The sequence below is a fragment of the Ralstonia sp. RRA genome (assembly GCF_037023145.1).
Taxonomy (GTDB): domain Bacteria; phylum Pseudomonadota; class Gammaproteobacteria; order Burkholderiales; family Burkholderiaceae; genus Ralstonia.
The window spans coordinates 1,594,347-1,617,485 of the sequence record NZ_CP146091.1; the positions used below are offsets into that span (position 1 = coordinate 1,594,347).

At 63.0% G+C, this 23,139-nt stretch carries 19 protein-coding genes; 18 read left to right on the plus strand and 1 reads right to left on the minus strand.

Annotated features, from left to right (window positions below; translation table 11 throughout):
* The first annotated feature begins 107 nt into the window (after positions 1-107).
* From cyoA to V6657_RS07965, 5 genes are all read left to right on the plus strand, one after another.
* Complete coding sequence (gene cyoA / locus V6657_RS07945; RefSeq protein ID WP_048932484.1) at positions 108-1,172, plus strand: ubiquinol oxidase subunit II; 1,065 nt, start codon at positions 108-110, stop codon at positions 1,170-1,172.
* Between the two features lie 80 nt (positions 1,173-1,252).
* A complete protein-coding gene (gene cyoB, locus V6657_RS07950) occupies positions 1,253-3,256 on the plus strand; it encodes a cytochrome o ubiquinol oxidase subunit I (RefSeq protein WP_048932483.1) in 2,004 nt (667 codons plus the stop codon).
* Positions 3,249-3,905, plus strand: coding sequence for a cytochrome o ubiquinol oxidase subunit III (gene cyoC / locus V6657_RS07955; RefSeq protein ID WP_048932482.1), 657 nt, complete (start codon positions 3,249-3,251; stop codon positions 3,903-3,905). Before cyoB ends, cyoC begins: the two co-directional genes overlap by 8 nt.
* Positions 3,902-4,336, plus strand: coding sequence for a cytochrome o ubiquinol oxidase subunit IV (gene cyoD / locus V6657_RS07960; protein ID WP_048932481.1), 435 nt, complete (start codon positions 3,902-3,904; stop codon positions 4,334-4,336). The genes cyoC and cyoD overlap by 4 nt, the downstream gene beginning before the upstream one ends.
* A 150-nt stretch (positions 4,337-4,486) precedes the next feature.
* Positions 4,487-4,822, plus strand: coding sequence for a hypothetical protein (locus V6657_RS07965; RefSeq protein ID WP_048932480.1), 336 nt, complete (start codon positions 4,487-4,489; stop codon positions 4,820-4,822).
* 4 nt (positions 4,823-4,826) lie between these two features.
* On the opposite strand, the gene V6657_RS07970 is transcribed toward V6657_RS07965, so the two are convergent.
* Positions 4,827-5,723: a LysR family transcriptional regulator gene (locus tag V6657_RS07970; protein WP_048932479.1), complete on the minus strand. Its 897-nt coding sequence runs from the start codon at positions 5,721-5,723 to the stop codon at positions 4,827-4,829.
* Between the two features lie 117 nt (positions 5,724-5,840).
* On the opposite strand from V6657_RS07970, the gene V6657_RS07975 reads away from it, so the two are divergent.
* The 13 genes from V6657_RS07975 (at position 5,841) to mnmC (ending at position 23,114) form a co-directional block, all read left to right on the plus strand.
* Entirely contained in the window at positions 5,841-7,604 is a 1,764-nt protein-coding gene (locus V6657_RS07975; RefSeq protein ID WP_048932478.1) for an acyl-CoA dehydrogenase family protein, read from the plus strand.
* Positions 7,601-8,788 carry a CaiB/BaiF CoA-transferase family protein gene (locus tag V6657_RS07980; RefSeq protein WP_048932477.1) on the plus strand — a complete coding sequence of 396 codons (1,188 nt, stop codon included), beginning with the start codon at positions 7,601-7,603 and terminating at the stop codon, positions 8,786-8,788. The genes V6657_RS07975 and V6657_RS07980 overlap by 4 nt, the downstream gene beginning before the upstream one ends.
* A gap of 80 nt (positions 8,789-8,868) precedes the next feature.
* Complete coding sequence (locus V6657_RS07985) at positions 8,869-10,278, plus strand: MFS transporter (RefSeq protein WP_048932476.1); 1,410 nt, start codon at positions 8,869-8,871, stop codon at positions 10,276-10,278.
* A 105-nt stretch (positions 10,279-10,383) separates the two neighbouring features.
* Positions 10,384-10,578, plus strand: a complete 195-nt coding sequence (locus V6657_RS07990; RefSeq protein WP_048932475.1) for a hypothetical protein — start codon at positions 10,384-10,386, stop codon at positions 10,576-10,578.
* A 155-nt stretch (positions 10,579-10,733) separates the two neighbouring features.
* Positions 10,734-11,252: a sigma-70 family RNA polymerase sigma factor gene (locus V6657_RS07995; RefSeq protein ID WP_048932474.1), complete on the plus strand. Its 519-nt coding sequence runs from the start codon at positions 10,734-10,736 to the stop codon at positions 11,250-11,252.
* Between the two features lie 85 nt (positions 11,253-11,337).
* On the plus strand, positions 11,338-13,551 hold the full coding sequence (locus V6657_RS08000) for a TonB-dependent siderophore receptor (protein WP_248694688.1): 2,214 nt from the start codon (positions 11,338-11,340) through the stop codon (positions 13,549-13,551).
* Between the two features lie 292 nt (positions 13,552-13,843).
* Complete coding sequence (locus tag V6657_RS08005) at positions 13,844-15,211, plus strand: SidA/IucD/PvdA family monooxygenase (protein WP_048932473.1); 1,368 nt, start codon at positions 13,844-13,846, stop codon at positions 15,209-15,211.
* Positions 15,208-16,455 (plus strand): MFS transporter, encoded by a 1,248-nt coding sequence (locus tag V6657_RS08010; protein ID WP_048932472.1) that lies wholly within the window; start codon positions 15,208-15,210, stop codon positions 16,453-16,455. The genes V6657_RS08005 and V6657_RS08010 overlap by 4 nt, the downstream gene beginning before the upstream one ends.
* Positions 16,445-17,047, plus strand: coding sequence for a GNAT family N-acetyltransferase (locus tag V6657_RS08015; protein WP_048932471.1), 603 nt, complete (start codon positions 16,445-16,447; stop codon positions 17,045-17,047). Before V6657_RS08010 ends, V6657_RS08015 begins: the two co-directional genes overlap by 11 nt.
* Before the next feature lie 15 nt (positions 17,048-17,062).
* A complete protein-coding gene (locus V6657_RS08020; RefSeq protein ID WP_048932470.1) occupies positions 17,063-18,949 on the plus strand; it encodes an IucA/IucC family siderophore biosynthesis protein in 1,887 nt (628 codons plus the stop codon).
* Positions 18,946-19,764, plus strand: a complete 819-nt coding sequence (locus tag V6657_RS08025; RefSeq protein WP_048932469.1) for a siderophore ferric iron reductase — start codon at positions 18,946-18,948, stop codon at positions 19,762-19,764. Before V6657_RS08020 ends, V6657_RS08025 begins: the two co-directional genes overlap by 4 nt.
* Before the next feature lie 94 nt (positions 19,765-19,858).
* The gene (locus V6657_RS08030; protein WP_048932468.1) at positions 19,859-21,019 is read left to right on the plus strand and encodes an aromatic ring-hydroxylating dioxygenase subunit alpha; all 1,161 of its coding nucleotides are present in this window, start codon (positions 19,859-19,861) and stop codon (positions 21,017-21,019) included.
* 76 nt (positions 21,020-21,095) lie between these two features.
* Positions 21,096-23,114, plus strand: coding sequence for a bifunctional tRNA (5-methylaminomethyl-2-thiouridine)(34)-methyltransferase MnmD/FAD-dependent 5-carboxymethylaminomethyl-2-thiouridine(34) oxidoreductase MnmC (gene mnmC / locus V6657_RS08035; protein ID WP_048932467.1), 2,019 nt, complete (start codon positions 21,096-21,098; stop codon positions 23,112-23,114).
* Positions 23,115-23,139 lie beyond the last annotated feature (25 nt).

A 23,139-nucleotide genomic window follows, 5' to 3' on the forward strand; every position in this document is an offset into this window, starting at 1 on the left:
CTCAAAGTCCGGCAATCACCAGAATAGGCGCCTAAACTGCAACGGCAAATCGAAAGATCGTTGGGGACCACCCGACGCGACGTTAACCACACGCCACTTCCGAGACCATGCCACGCTTCGATGCAGCGGTGACACTCCTCAGAGTAACGGGAAGATCGCTTTTGCGAAGTGCCGCAATCGCCTCATTGGCGATCCTTGCGGGATGTAGCAATGCGGTGCTGTTGTCGCCCGCTGGCGACATGGCGTTGCGACAGCGGGACCTGATCATCATCGCCACGTGCCTGATGCTGTTGATCATCGTGCCGGTGATCTTTCTCACGCTGCTGTTTGCATGGCGATACCGGGAGAGTGCCAAAGACGCGCCCTACAACCCGGAGTGGGACCATTCCACAGTGCTGGAACTGGCGATCTGGGCCGCGCCGCTGCTGATCATCATCACGCTGGGCGCCGTCACCTGGGTCAGTACCCATCAGCTCGATCCGTATCGGCCGTTGACAAGGCTGGATGAACACCGCCCGGTTGCCGCGGAGGTTAAACCGCTCACCGTGGAGGTGGTGGCGCTGGACTGGAAGTGGCTGTTCCTCTACCCCGAGCAGGGCATCGCCACCGTCAATGAACTGGCTGCGCCGGTGGATCGGCCGATCGCGTTCAAGATTACGGCCACCTCGGTCATGAATGCGTTCTTCGTGCCTTCGCTGGCGGGCATGGTCTATGCCATGCCGGGCATGGAAACCAAGCTGCATGCGGTCATCAACCAGCCGGGTATCTACGACGGATTTTCATCCAACTACAGCGGTGCGGGCTTCTCGCACATGCGGTTCAAGTTCCATGGCTTGTCCAACGAGGATTTCGATCGCTGGGTCCAGCAGGTCAAGTCGTCTGGCACGCCGTTGTCGAAGGACACCTACCAGAAGCTGGCCCAGCCCAGCGAAAGCGAACCGGTACAACGCTATGCCAGCGTGGCACCGAACCTCTACGACCTCATCCTGACCCGTTGTGTAGACGGTCAGACGTGCCAACCGAAGGCCATGGCGCGCAATCGTAACGGCGTGCGCAGCAGTGATCGGTTCGACCCGACGGCGGAAATCTGTACCGCGAGCACCACGGCGGATGCCATGCCAATCTTTGCGCCGGATGTCGCCAGCAACGACAACCGACGGCTGTTGCAGTAGCGCACGACCCTGCGCCCCTTTGACGCTTTTCGCTAATGTTGATCGGCCACGATTGATCAAACCAGGCCCAGGTGACAACCATGCCCGAGCGTTCCGAACTCGCCAACCTGATCTTTGGCCGCCTGTCGTGGGAGGCCATTCCGTACCACGAGCCGATCCTGCTCGCCACCTTCGCGGTCGTTGCGATTGGCGGCCTCGCAGTGGTGGGGCTGCTGACCTACTACCGCGTGTGGGGCTACCTTTGGCGCGAGTGGTTCACCAGCATCGATCACAAGAAGATCGGCATCATGTACATCGTGCTGGGCATCGTGATGCTGCTGCGCGGCTTTGCCGACGCCATCATGATGCGGATGCAGCAGGCGGTCGCGTTTGGCGATAGCACTGGTTTCCTGCCACCACATCACTACGACCAGATCTTCACCGCGCACGGCGTGATCATGATCTTCTTCGTGGCCATGCCGCTGGTGACTGGTCTGATGAACTTCGTCATGCCGCTGCAGATCGGCGCGCGTGATGTGGCGTTCCCGTTTCTCAATAACTTCAGCTTCTGGATGACCACGGGCGGTGCCATCCTGGTGATGATGTCGTTGTTCGTGGGCGAATTCGCGCGCACCGGCTGGCTGGCGTATCCGCCGCTGTCGGGCATCCTGGCGAGCCCCGACGTCGGGGTCGATTACTACATCTGGGCATTGCAGGTGGCAGGGGTCGGCACCGTGCTATCGGGCATCAACCTGCTGGTGACCATCGTCAAGATGCGCGCGCCGGGCATGACGCTGATGCGCATGCCGATCTTCACGTGGACGGCGCTGTGCACCAACGCGCTGATCGTGGCCGCCTTCCCGGTGCTGACGGCCGCGCTCACGTTGCTGGCCCTGGACCGCTATGCCGGCACCAATTTCTTCACGGTTGACCAGGGCGGCAGCGCAATGATGTATGTCAACCTGATCTGGATCTGGGGCCACCCCGAGGTCTACATCCTAGTACTGCCGGTGTTTGGTGTCTTCTCGGAAGTGGTGGCCACGTATTCACGCAAGCGCCTGTTCGGCTACGCGTCGATGGTCTACGCGACGGTCGTGATTACGGTGCTGTCGTACCTGGTCTGGTTGCACCACTTCTTCACCATGGGGTCGGGCGCCAGCGTCAACTCGTTCTTCGGGATCACAACGATGATCATTTCGATCCCGACCGGCGCGAAGATCTTCAACTGGCTGTTCACGATGTACCACGGAAAGATCCGCTTCGAGCCGCCAATGCTGTGGACCATCGGGTTCATGGTCACCTTCGCTATTGGCGGCATGACCGGCGTGTTGCTGGCGGTGCCGCCGGCGGACTTCTCGCTGCACAACAGCCTGTTCCTGATCGCGCATTTTCATAACGTGATCATCGGGGGCGTGCTGTTTGGGCTCATGGCGGGCATCACGTACTGGTTTCCCAAGGCGTTCGGCTACCGGCTGGTGTCGTCGTGGGGCAAGGCCTCGTTCTGGTTCTGGTTCATCGGCTTCTACTTTGCGTTCATGCCGCTGTACTGGCTGGGCATGCGCGGTGTGACCCGCCGCATGAGCCATTTCGACGATCCCTCATTGCAGATCTGGTTCCAACTTGCTGCATTCGGCGCGCTGCTGATCGCCATCGGCATTGCCTGCTTCCTGATCCAGCTCGTTGTGAGCTTCCTGCGCCGCGAAGAACTGCGTGATACGACCGGTGACCCATGGAACGGCCGTACGCTTGAATGGTCGACCTCATCGCCGCCGCCGCAGTACAACTTCGCGTTCACGCCACTCGTGCATGACTCCGATGCCTGGTGGCAGATGAAGCAGTACGGCTACAAGCGCCCGCAAGAGGGCTTCGTCCAGATCCACATGCCGAAGAACACGGCGGCAGGCATCCTGCTGGCGGGGCTGTCCACGCTGTGCGGCTTTGCGCTGATCTGGCATATCTGGTGGCTGGCCGTTGCGTCATTTGCGGCCACGATCCTCTCGGCCATCATTCACACCTTCAACTACAAGCGCGACTACTACATCCCCGCGGAAGACGTGGTCCGGACCGAAGCATCACGTACCCAACTGATGGCAAGCCATGGCTGATACGACCGTACCCCTGCATGCGAACGGTACCGCCGGGGCGGATGTGGTCCCGCCGGGTGGCTACCAGTTCCACGTTACCGGAGAGCATCACGTGCCCAACGGCACGCTGCTCGGGTTCTGGATCTACCTGATGAGTGATTGCCTGATCTTCGCGTGCCTGTTTGCCGCTTATGGCGTGCTGGGCCGCGAGTATGCGGGCGGGCCCACCGGGGCGGAACTGTTCGAGCTGCCGCTGGTGGCGCTGAACACGTCCTTCCTGCTGCTGTCGTCAATCACGTATGGCTTTGCTATGTTGCAGATGCAGCAGAACAAGATTGCACCCATGCAGATCTGGCTGGCCATCACCTGGCTCTTCGGTGCGGCGTTTCTTGCGGTGGAACTCTACGAATTTGCGCACTTGATCCATGAGGGAGCAGGGCCGCAGCGCAGCGCCTTCCTGACATCGTTTTTCTCGCTGGTTGGCACCCACGGGCTGCACGTGACGTTCGGCCTGATCTGGCTGATCGTGCTGATGCTGCAGGTGTCGCAACACGGGCTGATTACCGCCAATAAGCGCCGGCTGATGTGCCTGTCGATGTTCTGGCACTTTCTGGACGTCGTCTGGATCGGCGTCTTTACCTTCGTCTACCTGATGGGAACGCTGCCATGAGCGCGCACGACCAAACGATCAGCGGACACGGTGATGGCCACGGTCATCATCACGAGCATCACGAAGAAGAGGTCGGGCCGCACGCCACACTAGGTGGCTACCTGACGGGTTTCGTCCTGTCCGTCTTCCTGACGGCGATTCCGTTCTGGCTGGTGATGGGCAACGTGTTCGATAAGTCGTCGACCACGGCTGTTGCGATCCTGCTGATTGGCGCCGTGCAGATCGTGGTGCACATGATCTATTTCCTGCACATGAACGCCAAGTCGGAGGGCGGCTGGAACATGCTGTCGCTGATGTTCACGCTGGTGCTGGTGGTCATCACGCTCAGCGGTTCGCTCTGGGTGATGTACCACCTGAACACCAACATGATGCCGCACATGCGGCCCATGCCTGGGTCGGGCAGTGCGATCTTGCCGCCGCGGACACAGTAGGGCGGTGGATGCACATCCTAGAGATCATCGTCACGAACAAGGCCGACGACGACGCCGTCAAGATCATCGGTGATGGCCTGAACGGCTGGGCGGGAAACTCCAGCACAATGCGTCTCGCACGCATCGCCCAACCAGGAAAGGGACTCATCCATGTACAAGGCATTCGCAGCGCTCACGCTTGCGCTCGCATCTGGCGTCATCCACGCCGCTGACATCACCGTCCGCACCGAAAACTATCCGCGCCCGCCATACTCCGGCGCCACGTATTACATCTACGAGCGCGATGGCCAGACCATCTGCACCAAGCTCCAGGTTTGCAACAAGTACGACCAGTGCGATACCAAGTACGTGAAGGGCAGCTACAAGGATGAGGAGGACGTGCAGACCGGTGACCCCTATGGCAAGACCGATGCCGTGGTGATCGGCAAGGAGAAGCTGGCCAAGCATGTCTGCCTGACGAAGTTCAAGCTGACCGGCCAGCCCTGAGCGTTCAGGGGTTCACGTTTTCCCGCGCGGCCGCTTCGAGGTATTCGAGAAAGCGGCTCGCCACCGGCTCTGCATCGCCCGTGCGTCGCAATGACAGCACGGGCGATTCTTTTTTGCCGCCGGCCAGCGGCACGAAGCTGACGCGCGCATCGCCTGCGTGCTGCAGTGTCTTGGGCACCAGTGCCACGCCCATCCCGAACCCCACCATCGTCACCACGGTCTGCCAGAGCCGCGCCTCGTGGCGGATCACCGGGCTGAAACCGGCATCCACGCACAGCGCGATGATCAGGTCGTGATAGTGCGGTGATACCGTGCGTGGGAAGAGGATGAACGGCTCCTGCGCAAGCGCATCCAGTGCGAGGCTCTTGCGGCGGGCCAGCGTGTGCCCGGCGGGCAGGCAGGCGACGAAGGGTTCGGAGAAGATCGGCGTGGAGACGACTTCGGCGGGGAACGTGCCCCAGTAGGCGCAGCCCAGATCGATCTGCTGGCGCTGAATGGCCTGGACCTGCTCGCCGGTGTTCATCTCGCGCAGGATGATCTCCACCGCTGGGTGATCGGCCTCGAAGCGCTCGACCGCGCGTGGCAGGCCGCGATACAGCATCGAATTGACGAAGCCGACGCGCAGCCGCCCGGCTAGCCCGTGCGCGGAGCGCTGCGTGATGCGCTCGACCTCGGCCGCTTGCTGCAGCAGCTTGCGAGCCTCGTCCAGCAGCACCTGGCCGGCGTTGGTGAGGGCCACGCTCTTGTTGGTGCGCGCGAGCAGTTGCACGCCCAACTGCTCTTCGAACTTGCGGATATCGAAGCTCAGCGCCGGCTGCGAGATGAACAGCCGCTGTGCCGCACGCCCGAAGTGCAGTTCTTCCGCCACGGCAACGAAATAGCGCAGCTGCTTCAGGTCCATGGCGGTCTCGCTCAACGATAAGGATTGTTTATCGTACAGGACAAAACCTGTATTGGACGATTATCGATGGTGTTCCTATGCTGGCCGGACAACACAGGAGACAGCGAGGCCACCCGCATGAACGACATCGCCCGCGAACCAATCATTGGCCAGCCCGTTGGCCACCAGAACATCCCCGATAGCCGGGGCATCAACTTCTTCCGCGTCGATCCGGATCTCGGGCGCCTGCTGCAGCTGTACCTGGGTGACGCGCAATACCGTGAGCTGGAGCCGCAGCTCAAGTCGCTGGGTCTGCGCGCTTCGGACGAGCTCGATGCCTGGGCCACCAGTGCCGACCACAACCCGCCGCAATTGCGCCACCGTAGCCGCCGCGGCGAGGCGCTGCAGAGCATCGACAAGCACCCCGATTACGTCGCACTCGAACGTGTGGCTTACGCAGAACTTGGCCTCGCATCGATGAGTCACGTCGGCAGCGCGCCGCCGCCGCTGGTCAAATACGCGCTTACCTATCTGTTTGTGCAGGCCGAATTCGGCTTGTGCTGCCCCGTCAGCATGACGGATTCGCTCACGCGTACGCTGCGCAAGTTTGGCGATCCGGCACTGGTGGCGCGTTATCTGCCGATGCTGGCTTCGCGTGACTTTGACGTGCTGTACCAGGGCGCGATGTTCATGACCGAGCAGGCCGCCGGCTCGGACGTCGCTCGCATCGCCACGCGCGCTGCGCTAGAGACCGCACCCGACGGCACACAAACCTGGCGCTTGTACGGCGACAAGTGGTTCTGCTCCAACGCCGACGCCGACCTTGCCATGGTGCTGGCCCGTCCGGACGGTGCGCCGTCGGGTATCAACGGCCTGGCCTTGTTCCTGCTGCCCAAGACGCTGCCGGATGGCGCACGCAACAACTACCGGATCATCCGCCTGAAAGACAAGCTCGGCACCCGCTCCATGGCCAGCGGGGAGATCGTGCTCGAAGGCGCCACCGCCTACCTGATCGGCGAGATCGGCCGCGGCTTCCACCAGATGGCCGACATGATCAACATGTCGCGGCTGTCGAACGGCGTGCGCGCCGCTGGCCTGATGCGCCGCGCGACCACCGAGGCGCTGCACATCGCGCGCAATCGCGAAGCCTTTGGCCGCAAGTTGATCGACATGCCGCTGATGCAGCGCCAACTCCTGAAGATGCTGCTGCCGACGGAGCAGGCGCGCTCGATGTTCATGCAGATCGCGCAGCTGCTGCCGCTGGCCGATGCCGGCGACGAGCAGGCCGCCAAGTGCGTGCGCATCCTGACGCCGCTGGTCAAGTTCCGCGCCTGCCGCGATGCGCGCCGCGTGACCGGCGATGCGATGGAAGTGCGTGGCGGCACCGGCTACATCGAAGAGTGGAGCGACGCGCGCCTCGTGCGGGATTCGCATCTCGGCTCGATCTGGGAGGGCACGAGCAACATCGTCGCGCTCGACATCGCCCGCGCCGTGAAGCGTGAAGGCGCGCTGGAGCCACTGCGTGCGTACCTGCGGGAGTTGCTCGATGGCGTTACGCTGCCGGCGCAGAGCGATGCGCTGCTGCGTGCCACGCTCGACCGCGTCTGCCGCACCATCGCCAAGGTGGCCGAAGAGGGCAGCGACGAACTTGTGCGGCAGGCCGGTTCCGCGCTGTACCACATCACCACGGCGATCTTCATGGCGGTGGAAGGCGTGCGTCTGGCGCCGGATCATCGGCGTCTGGCGCTTGCGCATCTGGTGTTGCGGCACAAACTGCTACCGGTTGATCCGCTGGCCCTGCCGGAGAGCGACGATGCGCTGCTGTTCGATGCCCTCGTCAAGCAGCGCGAGGTTTCGTTGGCGCTGGCGGTGCAGGCGCTGCCAGCAGGAGGCAAGCAATGAGCGCGGTCAATGGCGCGTTGCATGGCCTGAAGGTGATCGACCTGAGCCGCGTGCTTGGCGGGCCGTACTGCACGCAGGCGCTGGCCGACCACGGCGCACAGGTCATCAAGCTCGAACCCCCCGTCGGCGACGAAACCCGCACCTGGGGCCCGCCGTTCGATGAGAGCGACACGGCGTGGTACTTCAATGGCGTCAACCGCAACAAGCTCGGCATCTCGGTCGACCTGTCGTGCGACGAGGGCCGTGCGGTGCTCTGGCAATTGCTGGAAGAGGCCGATGTGCTGGTCGAGAATTTCAAGCCTGGCACGCTGGCACGCTGGGGCATGGATTTCGAGCGCGATCTGCAGCCGCGCCTTCCTCGGCTGATCCATTGCGCCGTCTCCGGTTTCGGTCCCGACGGCCCGTTGGGTGGGCTGCCCGGCTACGACGCCGCCATCCAGGCCATGGCAGGCCTCATGAGCGTCAATGGCGAGCGCGATGGCGGCCCGATGCGCGTCGGCCTGCCGATCGTCGATATGGTGACGGGGCTCAACGCGCTGGCCGGCATCCTGCTGGCGCTGGCGGAGCGCGAGAAGAGCGGGCGCGGCCAATCGATCGACATTGCGCTGTACGACTGCGGCGTGTCACTACTGCATCCGCATCTGCCCAACTACTTCGGCTCCGGCAAGGTGCCGCAGCGCAGTGGCAATGCGCACCCGAACATCACGCCGTACGACAGCTATCAGACTGGCACCACGCCCATCTTTCTGGCCGTGGGCAATGACCGCCAGTTTGCCAAGCTGTGCACGCACATCGGTGTGCCCGAGTTGGTGGAAGATGCTTGCTTTGCCGACAACCGCAGCCGTTGCGCGCATCGCCCGGAACTCAAGCAGGCGCTGGAGGCGCAACTGGCGCGCTTCGATTGCGAGACGCTCGCGCAAGACCTGATCCAGGGTGGCGTGCCATGCGGGCCGGTGCTGAGCGTGGACGTGGTGGCGCGCCATCCGCACACCCTGCATCGGCAGATGGTGGTCGAGCTGGGTGAGTACCGTGGTACGGGCTCGCCGATCAAGCTGTCGCGCACGCCGGCCACGTATCGCAATGCGCCACCTGCGCTCGGTGCCGATACCGATGCCGTGCTGGCTTCGCTCGGCATCGATACGGAAACCCGGCAGCGCCTGTTCGAGGCGGGCGTTCTGAAATGAACTAAGGCAGCTTCACCACAACACGGCAGACGGCCCGACAGAGGCCGCACCGAACCGGCAGTACCACCAAGGAGACCAACATGCCCCACCAGTCCGCGCCCCAGGCTGCGAATCTGCAGCCGCGCCGTGCCGCGGTTGCCGCGTTCATCGGCACCACCATCGAGTGGTACGACTTCTACATCTACGGGCTTGCCGCCGCGCTGGTCTTCGGCAAGGTGTTCTTTTCCAAGACGCTGGACCCGGGCATCGCCACGCTGCTGTCGTTCGTGACGCTGTGGGCTGGCTTTGCCGCGCGGCCCATCGGCGGCATCATCTTCGGCCACCTGGGTGACAAGATCGGCCGTAAGACGACGCTCATCGTCACGCTCATCCTGATGGGGCTCGCGACGATGGGTATCGGCCTGTTGCCCAGCTATGCGCAGATCGGCATGTGGGCGCCGGTGGGGCTGGTGGTGCTGCGCGTGATTCAGGGCGTGGCCGTGGGCGGCGAGTGGGGCGGTGCGGTGCTGATCGCCAGCGAGAGCGCGCCCAAGCGCAAGAGCATTCTGTACTCCGCGTTTGCGCAGCAAGGTTCACCCACAGGTAACCTGCTGGCGACGCTGGTGTTCTTTGCGCTGAGCGCGCTGCCCACACCGCAATTCATGCTCTGGGGCTGGCGTGTGCCGTTTCTGCTGTCGGCGCTGCTGGTGATCGTGGGCATGGTGATCCGCCTGAAGCTGGAAGAGTCCGACGACATGAAGCGCGTGCTGGCGCAGAAGAAGACCGTCAAGCTGCCGCTCAAGGATGTGGTGCGCGACCACTGGGGCCTGGTGCTGCTGGGCGCGGGCACGCTGCCGCTCATCCACGTGACGTACCTGAAGAGCAACTTTGCGCTGGCGTGGGCCACGAAGGAACTCGGCTACGCGCAAGACACCTTCCTCGGCATCATCGCGATTGCACTGGTGGTGCAGTTCATCACGCAGCCGTTGGGCGCGTGGCTGGTCTCGCGCATGGACATGCGCCGTGCGATCTGCCTGATGGTGCTGCCCGAGTTCCTGCTCATGCCGGTGATGTTCTTCGCCATCGAGACCAAGGTGTACTCGATTGCGTTGCTGGGCATGTGCCTGGCGACGATTCCGCATTCGATGTTCTACGGCGCCATCGGCGGGATCCTGGCGCGCGTGTTCCCGACGCGCATCCGCTATACCGGGCTGTCGCTGGCGTATCAGCTGTGCTCGTTGGTGGTGGGCGGTGGCACGCCGGTGTTTGCGCAGTGGATGCTCAACAGCACCGGCAACATCGTGGGCGTGGCAGCGTCGTCGGCGCTGTATGCGCTGGTGTCGCTGGCGTGCACGCTGGTGTTGCTCAACCGCACGGGCTATCGCGCAGACGAGCTGTCCACTGCCGAGCGCGCTGATGCGATGGATCTGGGGCTGGGTGACGCCGATGCACGTATTGGTACCCCCGGCGCACCGTCCGCGCCGGTCGGCAAGCCTGTTGCCGCGGCCTGAACTCGGACGCCTACGCGAAACGTGCGGTGGCGCGCCCGCTGCACGTTCCCTACGATGACAAGGCAAGCAGCGCAAAACCATGTGCAGACAACAGGGAAGCGTGCCATGTCCATCTTTGACGAGAACGAGCACCGCGAGGCCTTCTGGGAAACCGTGCGCCAGGCCATCGAAGCGCGCGAGCAGGCCGATGAAGCGCGCCGCTCCGGCCGCATGACGGGGCTGGCGATCGGCCTGTCGCTGGCTGCCCTGGCCGTTGCCCTGATGGCGTGGCGGCACCGCTCAACGGACGACGCGACTTAAGGGCGTCTTGCTGCCGCGCGTCCATTCTTAGTGCTCCCTTTCGAATCCCCATTTGCGAGCATGGTTGCTCGACCCTTACAATGAGAATGATTCTCATTTATATGGGCGCCATGTGTACGTAGTTGCGTGCGTCCGGTCCATTTCCGGGAGCCCGCATGCCGGCCGTTCAGCCCAACCCGCTGCACGACATCGACGCGCTTTACGTTTGCCACAGCGATTGGCTGTTCGCCTGGCTGCGCAGGAAGCTCGCGTGTCCGGAGGAGGCGGCAGATGTGCTGCACGACACCTTCGTGCGCGTGCTGGCCGTGCCCGATGCGTTGAGCGAGGTGCGCGAGCCGCGTGCTTACCTGACCACCACCGCCAAGCATCTGATGATCGACCGTGCGCGCCGGCGGCGTGTCGAGTGTGCCTGCCTGGATGAACTGACATTGCGGTATGAGCAGTTCGGCCATGCACCGTCACCGGAGCAGCGCATGGCACAGGCGCAGACGCTGCAGCACACGAGCACGATGCTGGAAACGCTGTCGCCCAGCGCGCGCGAAGCCGTTCGCCTGCGCTACATCGAAGGGCAGTCCCATGCGTGCATTGCCGAGCAGCTTGGCAAATCAACGCGCATGGTGCGCAAGTACCTCGTGCAAGCGGTTGAGCGTTGTTCGACGTGCGCGAGGGCCTGATCGAAAAAAAGTTCCAAATCGAGTTCCGCTTTTGCCGTGTGGATCGTCGATGGGTGTGGAAATCACACGCATCTTCCAACACACCATGCCAAAGCACATCAACACAACAACGGTTTTTCCATCTGAAACGACTTGCCCGATTTCCGGCCCGACGCTGCGCCCGTTGGCGCTTGCTGCACGGCTGACTTGCGCAGTGCTGCTGGGGGCAGCGCTACCCGCGCAAGTGATGGCGCAGAGTACCACCGCAGAGGTGAATGCCACACTGCCCACCGCGACCGTAGTCGGCCGCGGTGAGACAGCGCAGAGCCCCGGCAAGGGCTTTGTCGCCAAGCAAAGCTCGGCCGGCACCAAGACCGATACGCCGATCATCGAAACGCCGCAGTCGATCTCCGTGATCACGCAACAGCAACTGGAAGACCAGCGGCCGCGTGGCTTGTCGGAAGCGCTGAACTACACGACGGGCGCGTTCACTGGTCTGGTCGGGGCGGCCAATCGCTATGACTACGTTGCGCTGCGCGGCTTCAATGACGCCAGCGTCAACAACGCGCTGCTTGATGGCCTGAGCCTGCAGGGGGACCAGGGCAGCTATAGCTCATTCCAGATCGATCCGACTTTCCTGCAGCGCATTGACGTGCTCAAGGGGCCGGGCTCTGTTCTGTTCGGGCGGGCTTCGCCAGGGGGCGTCGTGTCGCTGGTCAGCAAAAAGCCGCTGTTCCAGCCGTATCACGAAGTCGAGTTCACGGTAGGCAACCGCAACCGTGTTGAAGGCGCGTTCGACATCTCCGGGCCGGTGGATCAGAACGGCGTGATGGCCTTCCGCGTAACTGGCCTCGCGCGTGGTATGGATTCGCAGTTCCAGCATGTGCGGGAAGAGCGCTTTGCGATCGCGCCGTCGCTGGCCATCAACTTCACGCCCGACACGCACCTGTTGCTGCAGGCGTATCTGCAGCACGATCCAGAAGGTAGTTTCAATAGCGGTGTGCCGGCAGAGGGCAGCCTGTTCCCGCACAACGGCCGCACCATCTCGCGCTACTTCTTCGATGGCGACCCGACGGTCGAGAAGTTCCGCCGCACCGAGCGCATGCTGGGGTACCAGTTCGAGCACACGTTCAATGACCAGTGGACGGCGCGCCAGAACTTCCGCTACGTATACGGTGACGTGCGCATGCGCCAGATCTACGGCTATGGCTGGGCCGATGCGAACAACCTCACGCGCTATTACGCCGGCGCCAAGGAGGCCACCCACGCCTACACCGTTGATAACCAGCTTGAAGGCAAGTTCACGACCGGCCCCGTCAAACACACGATGCTGGTTGGTCTGGATTACCAGAAGCGCCACGTCGATGGCTTCTGGGAATCCGGCAGCGCAGACCCGATCAACGCGTTCAACCCGGTCTATGGCAATCCGGGGCTGACAGGTGTTTCGGCGGCGCCGATCGACCGCTGGCTGGAGCAGACCGGTGTGTACCTGCAGGACCAGATCGCCATCGACCGCTGGCGCTTCACGCTGGGTGTGCGTGAAGACCACGCCAAGGCATCCAACCTGTATGGCACCGGCACGCCGTCAGAGTGGAACGGCTCGAAGTTCACCAAGCGCGCGGGGGTGGTCTACCTGTTCGACAACGGTATCGCTCCGTACTTCAGCTATGCCGATGGCTTCAACCCGAGCATCCGAACGGATCAGCGGGGCAATCTGCTGCAACCGGCCACCGCCAAGCAGTTCGAGGCGGGTGTGCGTTATCAGCCGAAGGGCTCGAGCACGCTGCTGTCGGCTGCCGTATTCAACCTGGAACAGGAGAACATCGCCAACCGGCCTGCTGCCCAGGTCTATTACGTGCCCACTGGCAAGGTGCGTACGCGCGGGCTGGAACTGGAGGCGCGTTCACAGATCACCGACAACGTTTCGCTGCTGGCCAACTACACGTTCACCGACATGAAGTTTGTCGAGTCCACCGAAGGCTTCGTAGGAAATACGCCGTACCAGGCACCGCGTCATATGGCATCGGTGTGGGGCGATTGGACCTTCATGCCAGGCTACACGGCGGGTGTGGGGGTGCGCTACGTTGGCACGAGCTATGGCGACAGCGCCAACAGCTTCAAGGTACCGCCGTACACGCTGGTCGATTTGATGCTGCGTATCGATCTCGCGCGTTGGGACCCATCGCTCAAGGGCGCAAAGCTGCAATTGTCGGCAAAGAATCTCTTTAATAAAACGTATGTGGCATCGTGCATGAACAGCAACTACTGTTATTGGGGTGATGCCCGCAACGTGATGGCGACCATTTCGTATCAGTGGTAATTAAGATTTATTCACGCAAGCATCATCATGTTTGTGTAGTATCGTGACTTAGCTTGTTACCCGGCGGCTTTGCATTGAAGTCGTCGGGCTATTCAGAGTCTGTCCTGATATCGCATCCGCGATATTCCATGATCCTTCAGCGGCCGGCACGCATCGGTCGTGATCTGCTCCCCACCTGAATTTACCCAGCCTAGGCGCGGCCTGATGCCGCCAGCCGACGGGAAGCGTGTGCGCGTTCGCCCGGCTGAAGTTTTTTTGTCATCGCTTTTGTAAATCAGGAGGTTCAGACGTGATGGAATCAGAAGTTCATGACTTTATTGCCATTGGGTTAGGCCCGTTTAATTTAAGCCTGGCTTGTCTGGCTGAACCCATTGCCGATTTGAATGGGGTATTTCTGGAGCGTGCGCCGGAATTCAATTGGCATCCTGGCATGCTGATTGATAACACCACGTTGCAGAATCCATTCCTGGCAGATCTCGTCAGTTTGGCCGATCCAAAAAGCCGCTTCAGCTTCCTGAATTACTGCAAGCAGGAAGGCAAGATCTATTCGTATTACTTCCGCGAGAACTTCTACCTGAGCCGGGCGGAGTACAACCGCTATTGCAAGTGGGTCGTCGCGCAGCTCACCTGTGCGCGCTTCCACCACGACGTGCAGGCACTGACCTACGACGCGCAGCGCGGCTGCTACGTGATCTCGGGCTTTCGCGGCGCGGAGCGCGAGCCATTCGTCCTCCATGCGCGCAAGCTGGTGCTGGGTGTGGGATCGTCGCCGTCGTTTCCGGCGTGCGTGCGGCGCGATGGCCACCGCTATCTTCACACCGCGGATTACATCGACATGCGTGAATCACTGCACGAGAAACGCTCCATCACCATCGTCGGCAGCGGGCAGAGCGCGGCGGAGGTCTACTACGACCTGCTCAAGGAGAGCGACAAGCACGACTACCGCTTGGTCTGGATCACGCGCTCGCCGCGTTTCTTCCCGATGGAGACCACCAAGCTGACGCTGGAGATGTTCTCGCCGGACTACATCGACCACTTCTACAGCCTGCCCGACGGCCGCAAAGATGCCATCGTCCGTGCGCAGGACAGCCTGTACAAGGGCGTGAACACCAGCCTGATCAACCAGATCTACGACTTGCTCGACGACAAGCGCAAGGTGGGCGAATTGCGCACGCACCTGATTACCAATTGCGAGCTGCAGGCGTGCCGCCACGACGCCACCACCGGCACCTACGAGATCGAGTTCCAGCAGGTCGATAGCGGTACGCGCTACGCCCATCGCACAGAAGAGCTCGTGCTCGCCACGGGTTACGAGCAAAACATCCCGGCGTTCCTTGATGGCATTCGCCACCGGCTGCGCTGGGATGCCAAGGGCCGCTACCAGCTCTCCCGCAACTACGCGGCAGACGTCAACGGCAGCGAGGTCTACGTGCAGAACGCGGGGCTGCACACGCACGGCGTGACCAATCAGGACATTGGCATGAGCTGCTATCGCAACTCCTACATCATCCGAGAGCTGACGGGCGTCGAGCACTACAAGATCGAGCCGCGTGTGGCCATCCAGGATTTTGCGATTCCGGCCACGCCGGAGTTCATCCCGCTGGCAGCTGAGCGGAGTGTTACCGAGCGCGTGAAGGCGCCTGTCGAGGAAGCCGTATGACGCTGCGCAACACCATCATTCTGATGACGGTGTTTGCCGTCATCAGCGATGCGATCCTGATCCCGTTCTACCCGCAGTTCTTCGCGTCGCGCTATGGGCTGGACAGCCCCGTGCACGTGGGGGCGTATGTGGCGGCCATCTCGATTGCCGTCATGTGCACGCTGCCGATCTGGGCGCGTGTGGCCAAGCGCGTCGAGCCGCTGTATCTGCTGGTCTACACGCAGTTCGCAGCAGGCACCTTTAGCCTGCTGAGTGACTGGGCGCCCGATGTGGTGACGTACTGGGTGCTGTCGATGCTGATGTTCATGTGCAAGAGCAGCTACCTGCTGATGTATCCGTACATGATGCGACTCACGCCCAAGGAGCAGCACGCTGCCACGGTGGGTACGCTCTCGGTGGTGGTGCACTTTGGTGCCATCTTCGGGGCGGTGGTGGGTGGCCTTGTGCTGCAGACGTGGGGGCCGCGCGCCAGCATCGTCGCCATGGCGGCGGGCGATTTCTTCCAGATGGGCGTGTGCATGCACCTGATCCGCAGCGGCAAGATCGTGCGCATCAACTCGGGCAAGCATGCCGAGGCCGCCGCTGCTGAAGCTGCACGCGTGCCCAGCACCGGCTGGCGCGACCGTCTGCCGATCCTGCGCCTGGCGCTGGTGATGCTGGTGTTCGACTTCAGCGCGTATCTGATCCGCCCGTTCTTCTCGGTGTACTGGCAGCAGGTGTCTGGGCTCGACAGCGAGTTCGTCTCGGGCATGGCGTTTGCCATTCCGGGCGTGGTCGCCATCGTGGCGCTGCGGCTGCATGCCCGTATTCGTGCGCGCGGCGGTCAATTGCCGGATCACACGGTGGGCAATCTGCTGCTGGGCATGGTGGGTCTGCTGCTGCATGCGGCGCCGAACCCTGCGTTGATCGTGCTTGGGCGCGTGCTGTATGGCTGGGCGCTCTTCCAGATCATCGTGAAGCTGGAGGTGAACCTGTTCCGGCTTTCTACGCCGCAGCGCTACGCGCACGATTACAGCATCACCAATTTCTTTCAAAACATGGGCGTGCTGCTGTCGTCGTTTGCAGCCGGGGCGATCGTGAATCGCTACGGGCTGCATCTGCCGTTCCTGCTAGCCGCCGGTGGCTTCGTGCTGACGGCGCTGCTGGATCGGCTGATCTTGAACGTGCCCAGCGCGGGCCATGCAGATGACGCAGGCAGGGCAGACGCACCCGCCAACCTGGAGGCGCCGGCCCATGCCAACTGATGCCCGCACGATCCACCGCCGTGCCGATGTAGAAAGCGCGCCGTACACCGATGCGGACGGTTTCACCTTCCACCTGCTGCGCATTCCGGAAGACATCCCGATGCTGCATCGCTGGTTTCAGCCGGAGCGCGCATCGTTCTGGCTGATGCGCGACAAGACGGAAGCCGAAGTCGGTCGGGTCTATCAGGACCTGATGGATTCCGGCCACGCCACCGCATACCTGGTGTGGCAGGGCGGTCGCCCGGCTTTCCTGGCCGAGTGCTATGACCCCGCCCACGATCGCATCCGCACGTTCTACAACGTGCAACCGGGCGACCTTGGCATGCATATCTTCATCGGGCCATCGGATGTGCGCATTGCCGGCTACACGCGCACTGTGTTCTTCGCACTCATGCGTTTCATGTTCGAGCGCCTGGGCGCAGCACGCATCGTGGTTGAGCCCGACGCCAACAACACACGTATTCACGCCATCAACCGCGCCGCCGGTTTCGTCTACGACCGCAACGTTGTCTTCACCGAGAAAATCGCCAGCCTCGCTTTCTGCACCCGGCGGGATTTTGAACAAGCCACCCGCGCCACCGCCATTGCTTAAACCAAAGGATTCGCCATGAACGTCTCGATCCACAATCAGCTCTCGCAACACCCGGCCCAGGCAGCCGCCCACCTTACGCCGGAAGTCTGGGCGCAGGCCAATCGACGCCTGTTGCGCAAGGCGATTGCCGAGTATGCGCACGAACTCATCCTGGAGCCCGAGCATCTGCATGCTACGGCCGGCGGGTTCGCGCAGTACCAGGTGCGCTCTGATGACGGCAAGGTCTGCTACCAGTTTGAAGCGCAGCAACTCGCGATGCGCCATTGGTTCATCCAACCGGAATCGATTCGCCGTCTGGTCGAGGATGCCGAGCAACCGCTCGACGCGCTGCAGTTCATCATCGAATGCCGTCAGCGGCTTGGTATCCGTGACGAGCTGCTGCCCATCTACCTCGACGAGATCAGCAGCACGCTATTCGGCAGCGCGTTCAAACGCATGAAGGCCGACGCACCCAGCAGTGCACAACTGGCGGAGGCCACCGATTTCCAGGCCATCGAAGTCGCCATGATCGAAGGGCACCCCGGCTTCGTCGCCAACAATGGGCGCTTGGGCTTCACCTCAGTCGACTATCAGGCCTATGCGCCTGAGGCCGGTTCCGACATCCGCGTGATCTGGCTGGCCGTGCACAAGGATCACGCCACGCCGTCAACGCTTTCCACGCTCAACTACGCGCAAATGCTGGTGGAAGAACTCGGCCAGGACACGGTGGACGATTTCACGCGCCAGGTTGCCACCAAGGGCGTGGACCCTGCCGACTACCACTTCATGCCGGCGCACCCGTGGCAGTGGTTCAATAAGCTCTCCATCGCGTTTGCGGGCTACGTGGCCCAGCGCAAGATTATTTGCCTGGACTACAGCGCCGATCACTACATCGCCCAGCAATCCATCCGCACGTTCTTCAACACGAGCGATCGCACCAAGCGCTATGTGAAGACATCGCTGTCGATCCTGAACATGGGCTTTATGCGCGGGCTCTCGCCGTACTACATGTCGGGCACGCCGGCCATCAACGAGTTCATCAAGGAGCTGGTCTCGAAAGATGGCTTCCTGCGCGAGAACGGTTTCACCATCCTGCAGGAAGTGGCGGCCATCGGCTTCCGAAACTTCTACTACGAAGCGGCGATTCCGGTGGATACGCCGTACAAGAAGCAGTTCTCGGCGCTGTGGCGCGAGAACCCGCTGCCGCTGCTCAAGCCGGGCGAACGCCTGATGACGATGGCGGCGCTGCTGCACGTCGACAAGGACGGCCATGCGCTGATGCCCGAGCTGATCCGCCGCTCGGGCCTGCCTGCGCTCACGTGGGTGCGCCAGTACCTGCAGGTGTATCTCACGCCGCTGCTGCATTGCTTCTACGCCTATGAGCTGACCTTCATGCCGCACGGAGAGAACCTTATCCTCGTGATGGACAGCCACGTGCCCGTGCGCGCCATCATGAAAGACATTGCCGAGGAATGCGCCATCCTCGACATCAAGGCGCGCGAGTGGCTGCCCGAACGTGTGCAGCGCTTGGCGGTGGAGGTGCCCGACAACTTCAAGCTGCTCGGCATCTTCATCGACGTGTTCGATGGCGTGCTGCGCCACATCAACCACGTGCTGATGGAGAACGGCTGCTGCACCGAAGACCAGTTCTGGGGCGCCGTGGCCGATTGCGTCTATGACTATCAGGACGCCCATCCTGAGCATGCCGCCAAGTACGCGCACTACGACATGTTCGTGCCCGAGTTCCTGCACTCGTGCCTGAACCGCCTGCAGCTCGGCAACAACGTGCAGATGGTGAACCTGGCCGACCCGGCATCAAGCCTGAAGATCGCAGGCAACCTGGTCAACCCGATCGCCAAGTTCCGTCGTGCGGCACTTGCCGTGCAAGCCGAAGCGACGGACGTGGTGGAAGCGGCTGCATGACAGACGGCATGCGCGCCTTCGTTGAAGACGCCGCGGGGGCGGACTTTGCCTTGCCGCAAGTCTGGCGTCCGGCGCCGACACCGAACCCGGACCTAGCCCAGGTGCTAAGGCTGGCGCAGCGTGTCATTCCCAGCTTGCGCGGCGAGCAGGGCGGGGGACCGCCCGCCAATGCGCTGCGCCTGGACGACAACGTTGCATTGCAGGCACTGTGCGATCACTGGGCGCAGGCCTATCCGGAGGCGGGCGCGCATTACCTCGCCCTGCGCTGTTGGGGGCTGGCGATCTGGCAGCCGATCTATCTGTGTGTGATTGCCGTGCATCTGGATGGATTGGTTCCCCGGTTGGCGGGCCTCGCGCAGCCAGTGAAGGCGGGCTTCCCCAGTGGCTTCAACTTGCCCGTGCATGCGCCGGTCGGCGGCACATTCTCCGAGCGGATGGACGCTGCTGCCGCTGAGTTGCGGGCGTTCTGCGGCGCAATCCGCCGAGCGCTCAAACCACGGGTCGCTTTGCATGAGCGCGCTGCAGATCGCTTGCAGGCCGAGTGTGTGCTCGGCGCGTTGATGGCTGTGCGTCCACACACGTCGCTGTCAGATGCAGACGTGACTGCCATAGGGGAGGCGTGGCTGGCCGCCCTTGGCATTGCCGGCGGCTGCGGCTTCTTCGCCTACCGTGCACGTGATGGCACACCCGCGCTCGCGCTTGACCGCAAGGTCTGCTGCCACCACTTTCGCCGCCACGACGGCGAGAAATGCAGCACCTGCCCAAAGCTCTCGCTCGACGCGCGTATCGCCCGCTTGCTGGCCGAAGCGTCGTAGTGCGCGCTTTTTCCTCTCCCCCCGATACCTGATGGGGCGGATGCTGGCTCAGCGTGAACACTGAACCGCCCGCCACACCGTGTTGGAGACCCCGATGACCGATATCGGACGCCTGGCGCACGTGATGCCAGCGCATACCCAATTGCCCGTCGCCGCGTACTTCGACGACGCCTTGTTCGCTTGCGAACTCGAAACCATTTTCAAGCAATCCGCCTGCTATATCGGCAATGAAAAAGCCGTGCCCGAACCTGGCGACTGGCGCCGCCTCGCCCAGGAGGACGGCGGCCGCTTGCTGGTGCGCAATGCCGGCGGCGTAGAACTGATGTCCAACGTCTGCCGCCACCGGCAGGCGCTGATTCTTGGTGGGGAAGCCGGCAACGTGACCGGCCTCGCCAATGCCACCGGCAACCTGCGCGCGGCTGGCGGCAACATCGTTTGTCCCTTGCACCGCTGGACGTACACCGACCGCGGCGAGCTGATCGGCGCACCACAGTTCACCAGCACACCGTGCAAGAACCTGCAGCGCTTCACCCTACGCAACTGCCACGGCCTGCTGTTCGAAGGCCCACGCGACCCGGCGCACGACATGGCACCGCTGTTCGCCCGCCCCGAGTTCGATTTCGGTGACTACGTGCTCGACCACGTAGAAGTCCACCAATGCAATTACAACTGGAAGACCTTCATCGAGGTCTACCTGGAGGACTACCACGTCGCACCGTTCCACCCCGGCCTCGGCCACTTCGTCACGTGCGACAACCTCGAATGGGAGTTTGCAGACTGGTACAGCATGCAGCGCGTAGGCATCCACCAGGCGCTCAGCCAGCCGGGCTCGGACGTGTACGGCGCCTGGCATGACCGGCTGCTCGACTATCGCTCCGGCACCTCGCCCGACTTCGGTGCGATCTGGGTGACGTACTTCCCGACCCACATGATCGAGCTGTATCCGCACGTGCTGGTGCTCTCCACGTTGTATCCAAAAGGGCCACAGGACACCGTCAACGTGGTCGAGTTCTACTACCCGGAAGAGATCGCCGCGTTCGAGCGCGAGTTCGTGGAGGCGCAGCGCGCGGCCTACATGGAAACCTGTATCGAGGACGACGAGATCGGCGAGCGCATGGACGCGGGCCGCCGCGCACTGATGGCACGCGGCGTGTCGGAAACCGGCCCATACCAGTCGCCGCTGGAAGACGGCATGCAGCATTTCCACGCGTGGTATCGCCGCATCATGGGCACGCTACCGGTTGCTGACGTATAGCCGCACGCACCTGCGTCAGATCAAGGTGGGCGGGGAGGGCGGCGGTACAATCCGTCGCTTCTCTCCCAGGTGTTCCATGCCACGCGGCCTCGTTCTCGCCACGCCCCAGCTCACGTCAGACGGCACGCCGTTCTCCGCGCAATACGACGACGTTTATCACAGCACCGAAGGTGGTCTCGCACAGGCGCAGCACGTCTTCCTGGGCGGCAACGGTTTGCCGGGCGCGTGGCAGGGCAAAGGCGCCTTCACGATCGTCGAGACCGGTTTCGGCCAAGGCCTGAATTTCCTGGCGACGTGGGCAGCGTGGCGTGACGATCCACAGCGTTGTGCGCGGCTCGATTTCGTTTCCATCGAGAAGCACCCGTTCGATCGCGCGGGCTTGTCCTTCGTCCATCCGAAAGAGGGCGTGCTTGCGCCGCTCGGCGAAGCGTTGCGGCAGTCATGGCCCGTACCCGTGCCGGGCGTGCATCGTCTCGTCTTCGATGAGGGCCGCGTCACGCTCACGCTGCTGCTTGGCGATGTGATGGAGATGCTGCCGCAACTGTCTTGCGCCGCCGACGCGTTTTATCTGGATGGCTTCTCGCCCGCCAAGAACCCGGACCTCTGGCAGCCGCGCGTGTTCAAGCAGCTCGCGCGTGTCGCCCGCGCTGGCGCCACGCTGGCAACGTACACGGCGGCAGGCTTTGTACGACGCGGCCTGCAGGAAGCCGGCTTCGAGGCACGCAAGGCGCCGGGCTTCGGCACCAAGCGCGATATGACCGTCGCGCAGTTTCCAACGCACTGGAAGACGCGACGCGGTCCGGTCGAAGCGCCCGTTTGGTCTGAGCGCCACGCTATCGTCCTTGGCGCGGGGCTGGCCGGTTGCTCCGTCGCGGAACGCCTCGCCGCACGCGGCTGGCGCATCACGCTCATCGATGCGAACGAGGGGCCCGCTCGCGGCACATCAGCGCACCGTGCCGCAGCCATGCATCCGCATGTGTCCATTGATGACAGCGTGCTCTCCCGTCTGTCGCGCGCTGGCAATCTGCTCGCACGTCGGCAGTGGGACGCACTCGACCGCGCGGGTTTTGCCACCGGCTTCCAGCCCACCGGCGTACTGCAGCTCGCTGAACACGAAGACGATGCCGCCGAGCAGCAACGCATCGTGCAGGCGCTCGGGTACCCCACCGGCTACATCGATTGGTTGAGCGCCAGCCAGGCTGCTGACCGCGTCGGCGCAAGCGTGCCCCAGGGTGGCTGGTGGTTCGAACAGGCTGGCTGGGTGGCGCCGCCCGACGTCTGTCGGGCGAACCTCGCCGCAGCAGCCAACGCAATTGATGCGCGCTGGCGCACCCGAGTTGATTCGCTGCTCCAAACGGATGGCAAGTGGCAAGCGTTCGACGCTCACGGTGGCGTGATTGCCAGCGCGCCGGTCGTCATCCTCGCCAATAGCCTGGATGCGGCCCGGCTGGCGCCGCTGTCGTCTGCGTCGCTCAAGCCGGTGCGCGGCCAGCTTACGGATGTGCCCGTCGCCAGCCTTGAGCAGGGCGCCGTTTGGCCCAGCGCCGTGGTGTGCGGTGATGGCTACTTGCTGCCAGCGGAACCCGATGCGAATTCCGTGCGGATCGGCTCATCGTTCCAACCGGGCGATTCTGATCTGGCCGAGCGCACCAGCGATCACGCCGCCAACCTGAAGCGGCTGGCAGGCATGCAGCCGCAGCAATCGCAGGCGTTGGCGAGGCTGGACCCAGCGCAACTGCATGGGTATGTCGGGGTGCGGTGCGTGTCCGCCAACCGCTTGCCGCTGATTGGCGCGGTGGTCGATGAGGCGGTGGCCATGGCGCCGGGTTTCCGCCTGCGCGGGCCGCATGCGCAACTGCCTCGCGTGCCAGGGCTGTATGCCGCACTTGCATATGGCTCGCGCGGCCTCACATGGTCGGTCTTGGGCGCGGAATTGCTCGCCGCGCAGATCGACGGTGGGCCGTTACCGCTGGAAGTTGACCTTGCGGCGGCGCTCGATCCAGGGCGCTTTGTCCTACGTGCGTTGCAGCATGGGCAAGGGCGCGGGCAGGGTGCTGCACCTGCTGAAACTGAAGCAGCGGATACGCTCGACTAACCCACTGTTTGAAGGGGTTTCCAAG

Bases quoted from the DNA above. Each gene is read 5' to 3' on its own strand.
- V6657_RS07975 (WP_048932478.1), top strand. From the start codon at position 5,841: ATGAACGACATCGCCCGCGAACCAATCATTGGCCAGCCCGTTGGCCAC.
- V6657_RS08020 (WP_048932470.1), top strand. From the start codon at position 17,063: ATGAACGTCTCGATCCACAATCAGCTCTCGCAACACCCGGCCCAGGCA.
- V6657_RS08025 (WP_048932469.1), top strand. From the start codon at position 18,946: ATGACAGACGGCATGCGCGCCTTCGTTGAAGACGCCGCGGGGGCGGAC.
- V6657_RS08030 (WP_048932468.1), top strand. From the start codon at position 19,859: ATGACCGATATCGGACGCCTGGCGCACGTGATGCCAGCGCATACCCAA.
- V6657_RS08015 (WP_048932471.1), top strand. From the start codon at position 16,445: ATGCCAACTGATGCCCGCACGATCCACCGCCGTGCCGATGTAGAAAGC.
- V6657_RS08000 (WP_248694688.1), top strand. From the start codon at position 11,338: ATGCCAAAGCACATCAACACAACAACGGTTTTTCCATCTGAAACGACT.
- V6657_RS07995 (WP_048932474.1), top strand. From the start codon at position 10,734: ATGCCGGCCGTTCAGCCCAACCCGCTGCACGACATCGACGCGCTTTAC.
- V6657_RS07985 (WP_048932476.1), top strand. From the start codon at position 8,869: ATGCCCCACCAGTCCGCGCCCCAGGCTGCGAATCTGCAGCCGCGCCGT.
- cyoA (WP_048932484.1), top strand. From the start codon at position 108: ATGCCACGCTTCGATGCAGCGGTGACACTCCTCAGAGTAACGGGAAGA.
- V6657_RS08005 (WP_048932473.1), top strand. From the start codon at position 13,844: ATGGAATCAGAAGTTCATGACTTTATTGCCATTGGGTTAGGCCCGTTT.
- mnmC (WP_048932467.1), top strand. From the start codon at position 21,096: ATGCCACGCGGCCTCGTTCTCGCCACGCCCCAGCTCACGTCAGACGGC.
- cyoB (WP_048932483.1), top strand. From the start codon at position 1,253: ATGCCCGAGCGTTCCGAACTCGCCAACCTGATCTTTGGCCGCCTGTCG.
- V6657_RS07980 (WP_048932477.1), top strand. From the start codon at position 7,601: ATGAGCGCGGTCAATGGCGCGTTGCATGGCCTGAAGGTGATCGACCTG.
- V6657_RS07965 (WP_048932480.1), top strand. From the start codon at position 4,487: ATGTACAAGGCATTCGCAGCGCTCACGCTTGCGCTCGCATCTGGCGTC.
- cyoC (WP_048932482.1), top strand. From the start codon at position 3,249: ATGGCTGATACGACCGTACCCCTGCATGCGAACGGTACCGCCGGGGCG.
- V6657_RS08010 (WP_048932472.1), top strand. From the start codon at position 15,208: ATGACGCTGCGCAACACCATCATTCTGATGACGGTGTTTGCCGTCATC.
- cyoD (WP_048932481.1), top strand. From the start codon at position 3,902: ATGAGCGCGCACGACCAAACGATCAGCGGACACGGTGATGGCCACGGT.
- V6657_RS07990 (WP_048932475.1), top strand. From the start codon at position 10,384: ATGTCCATCTTTGACGAGAACGAGCACCGCGAGGCCTTCTGGGAAACC.
- V6657_RS07970 (WP_048932479.1), bottom strand. From the start codon at position 5,723: ATGGACCTGAAGCAGCTGCGCTATTTCGTTGCCGTGGCGGAAGAACTG.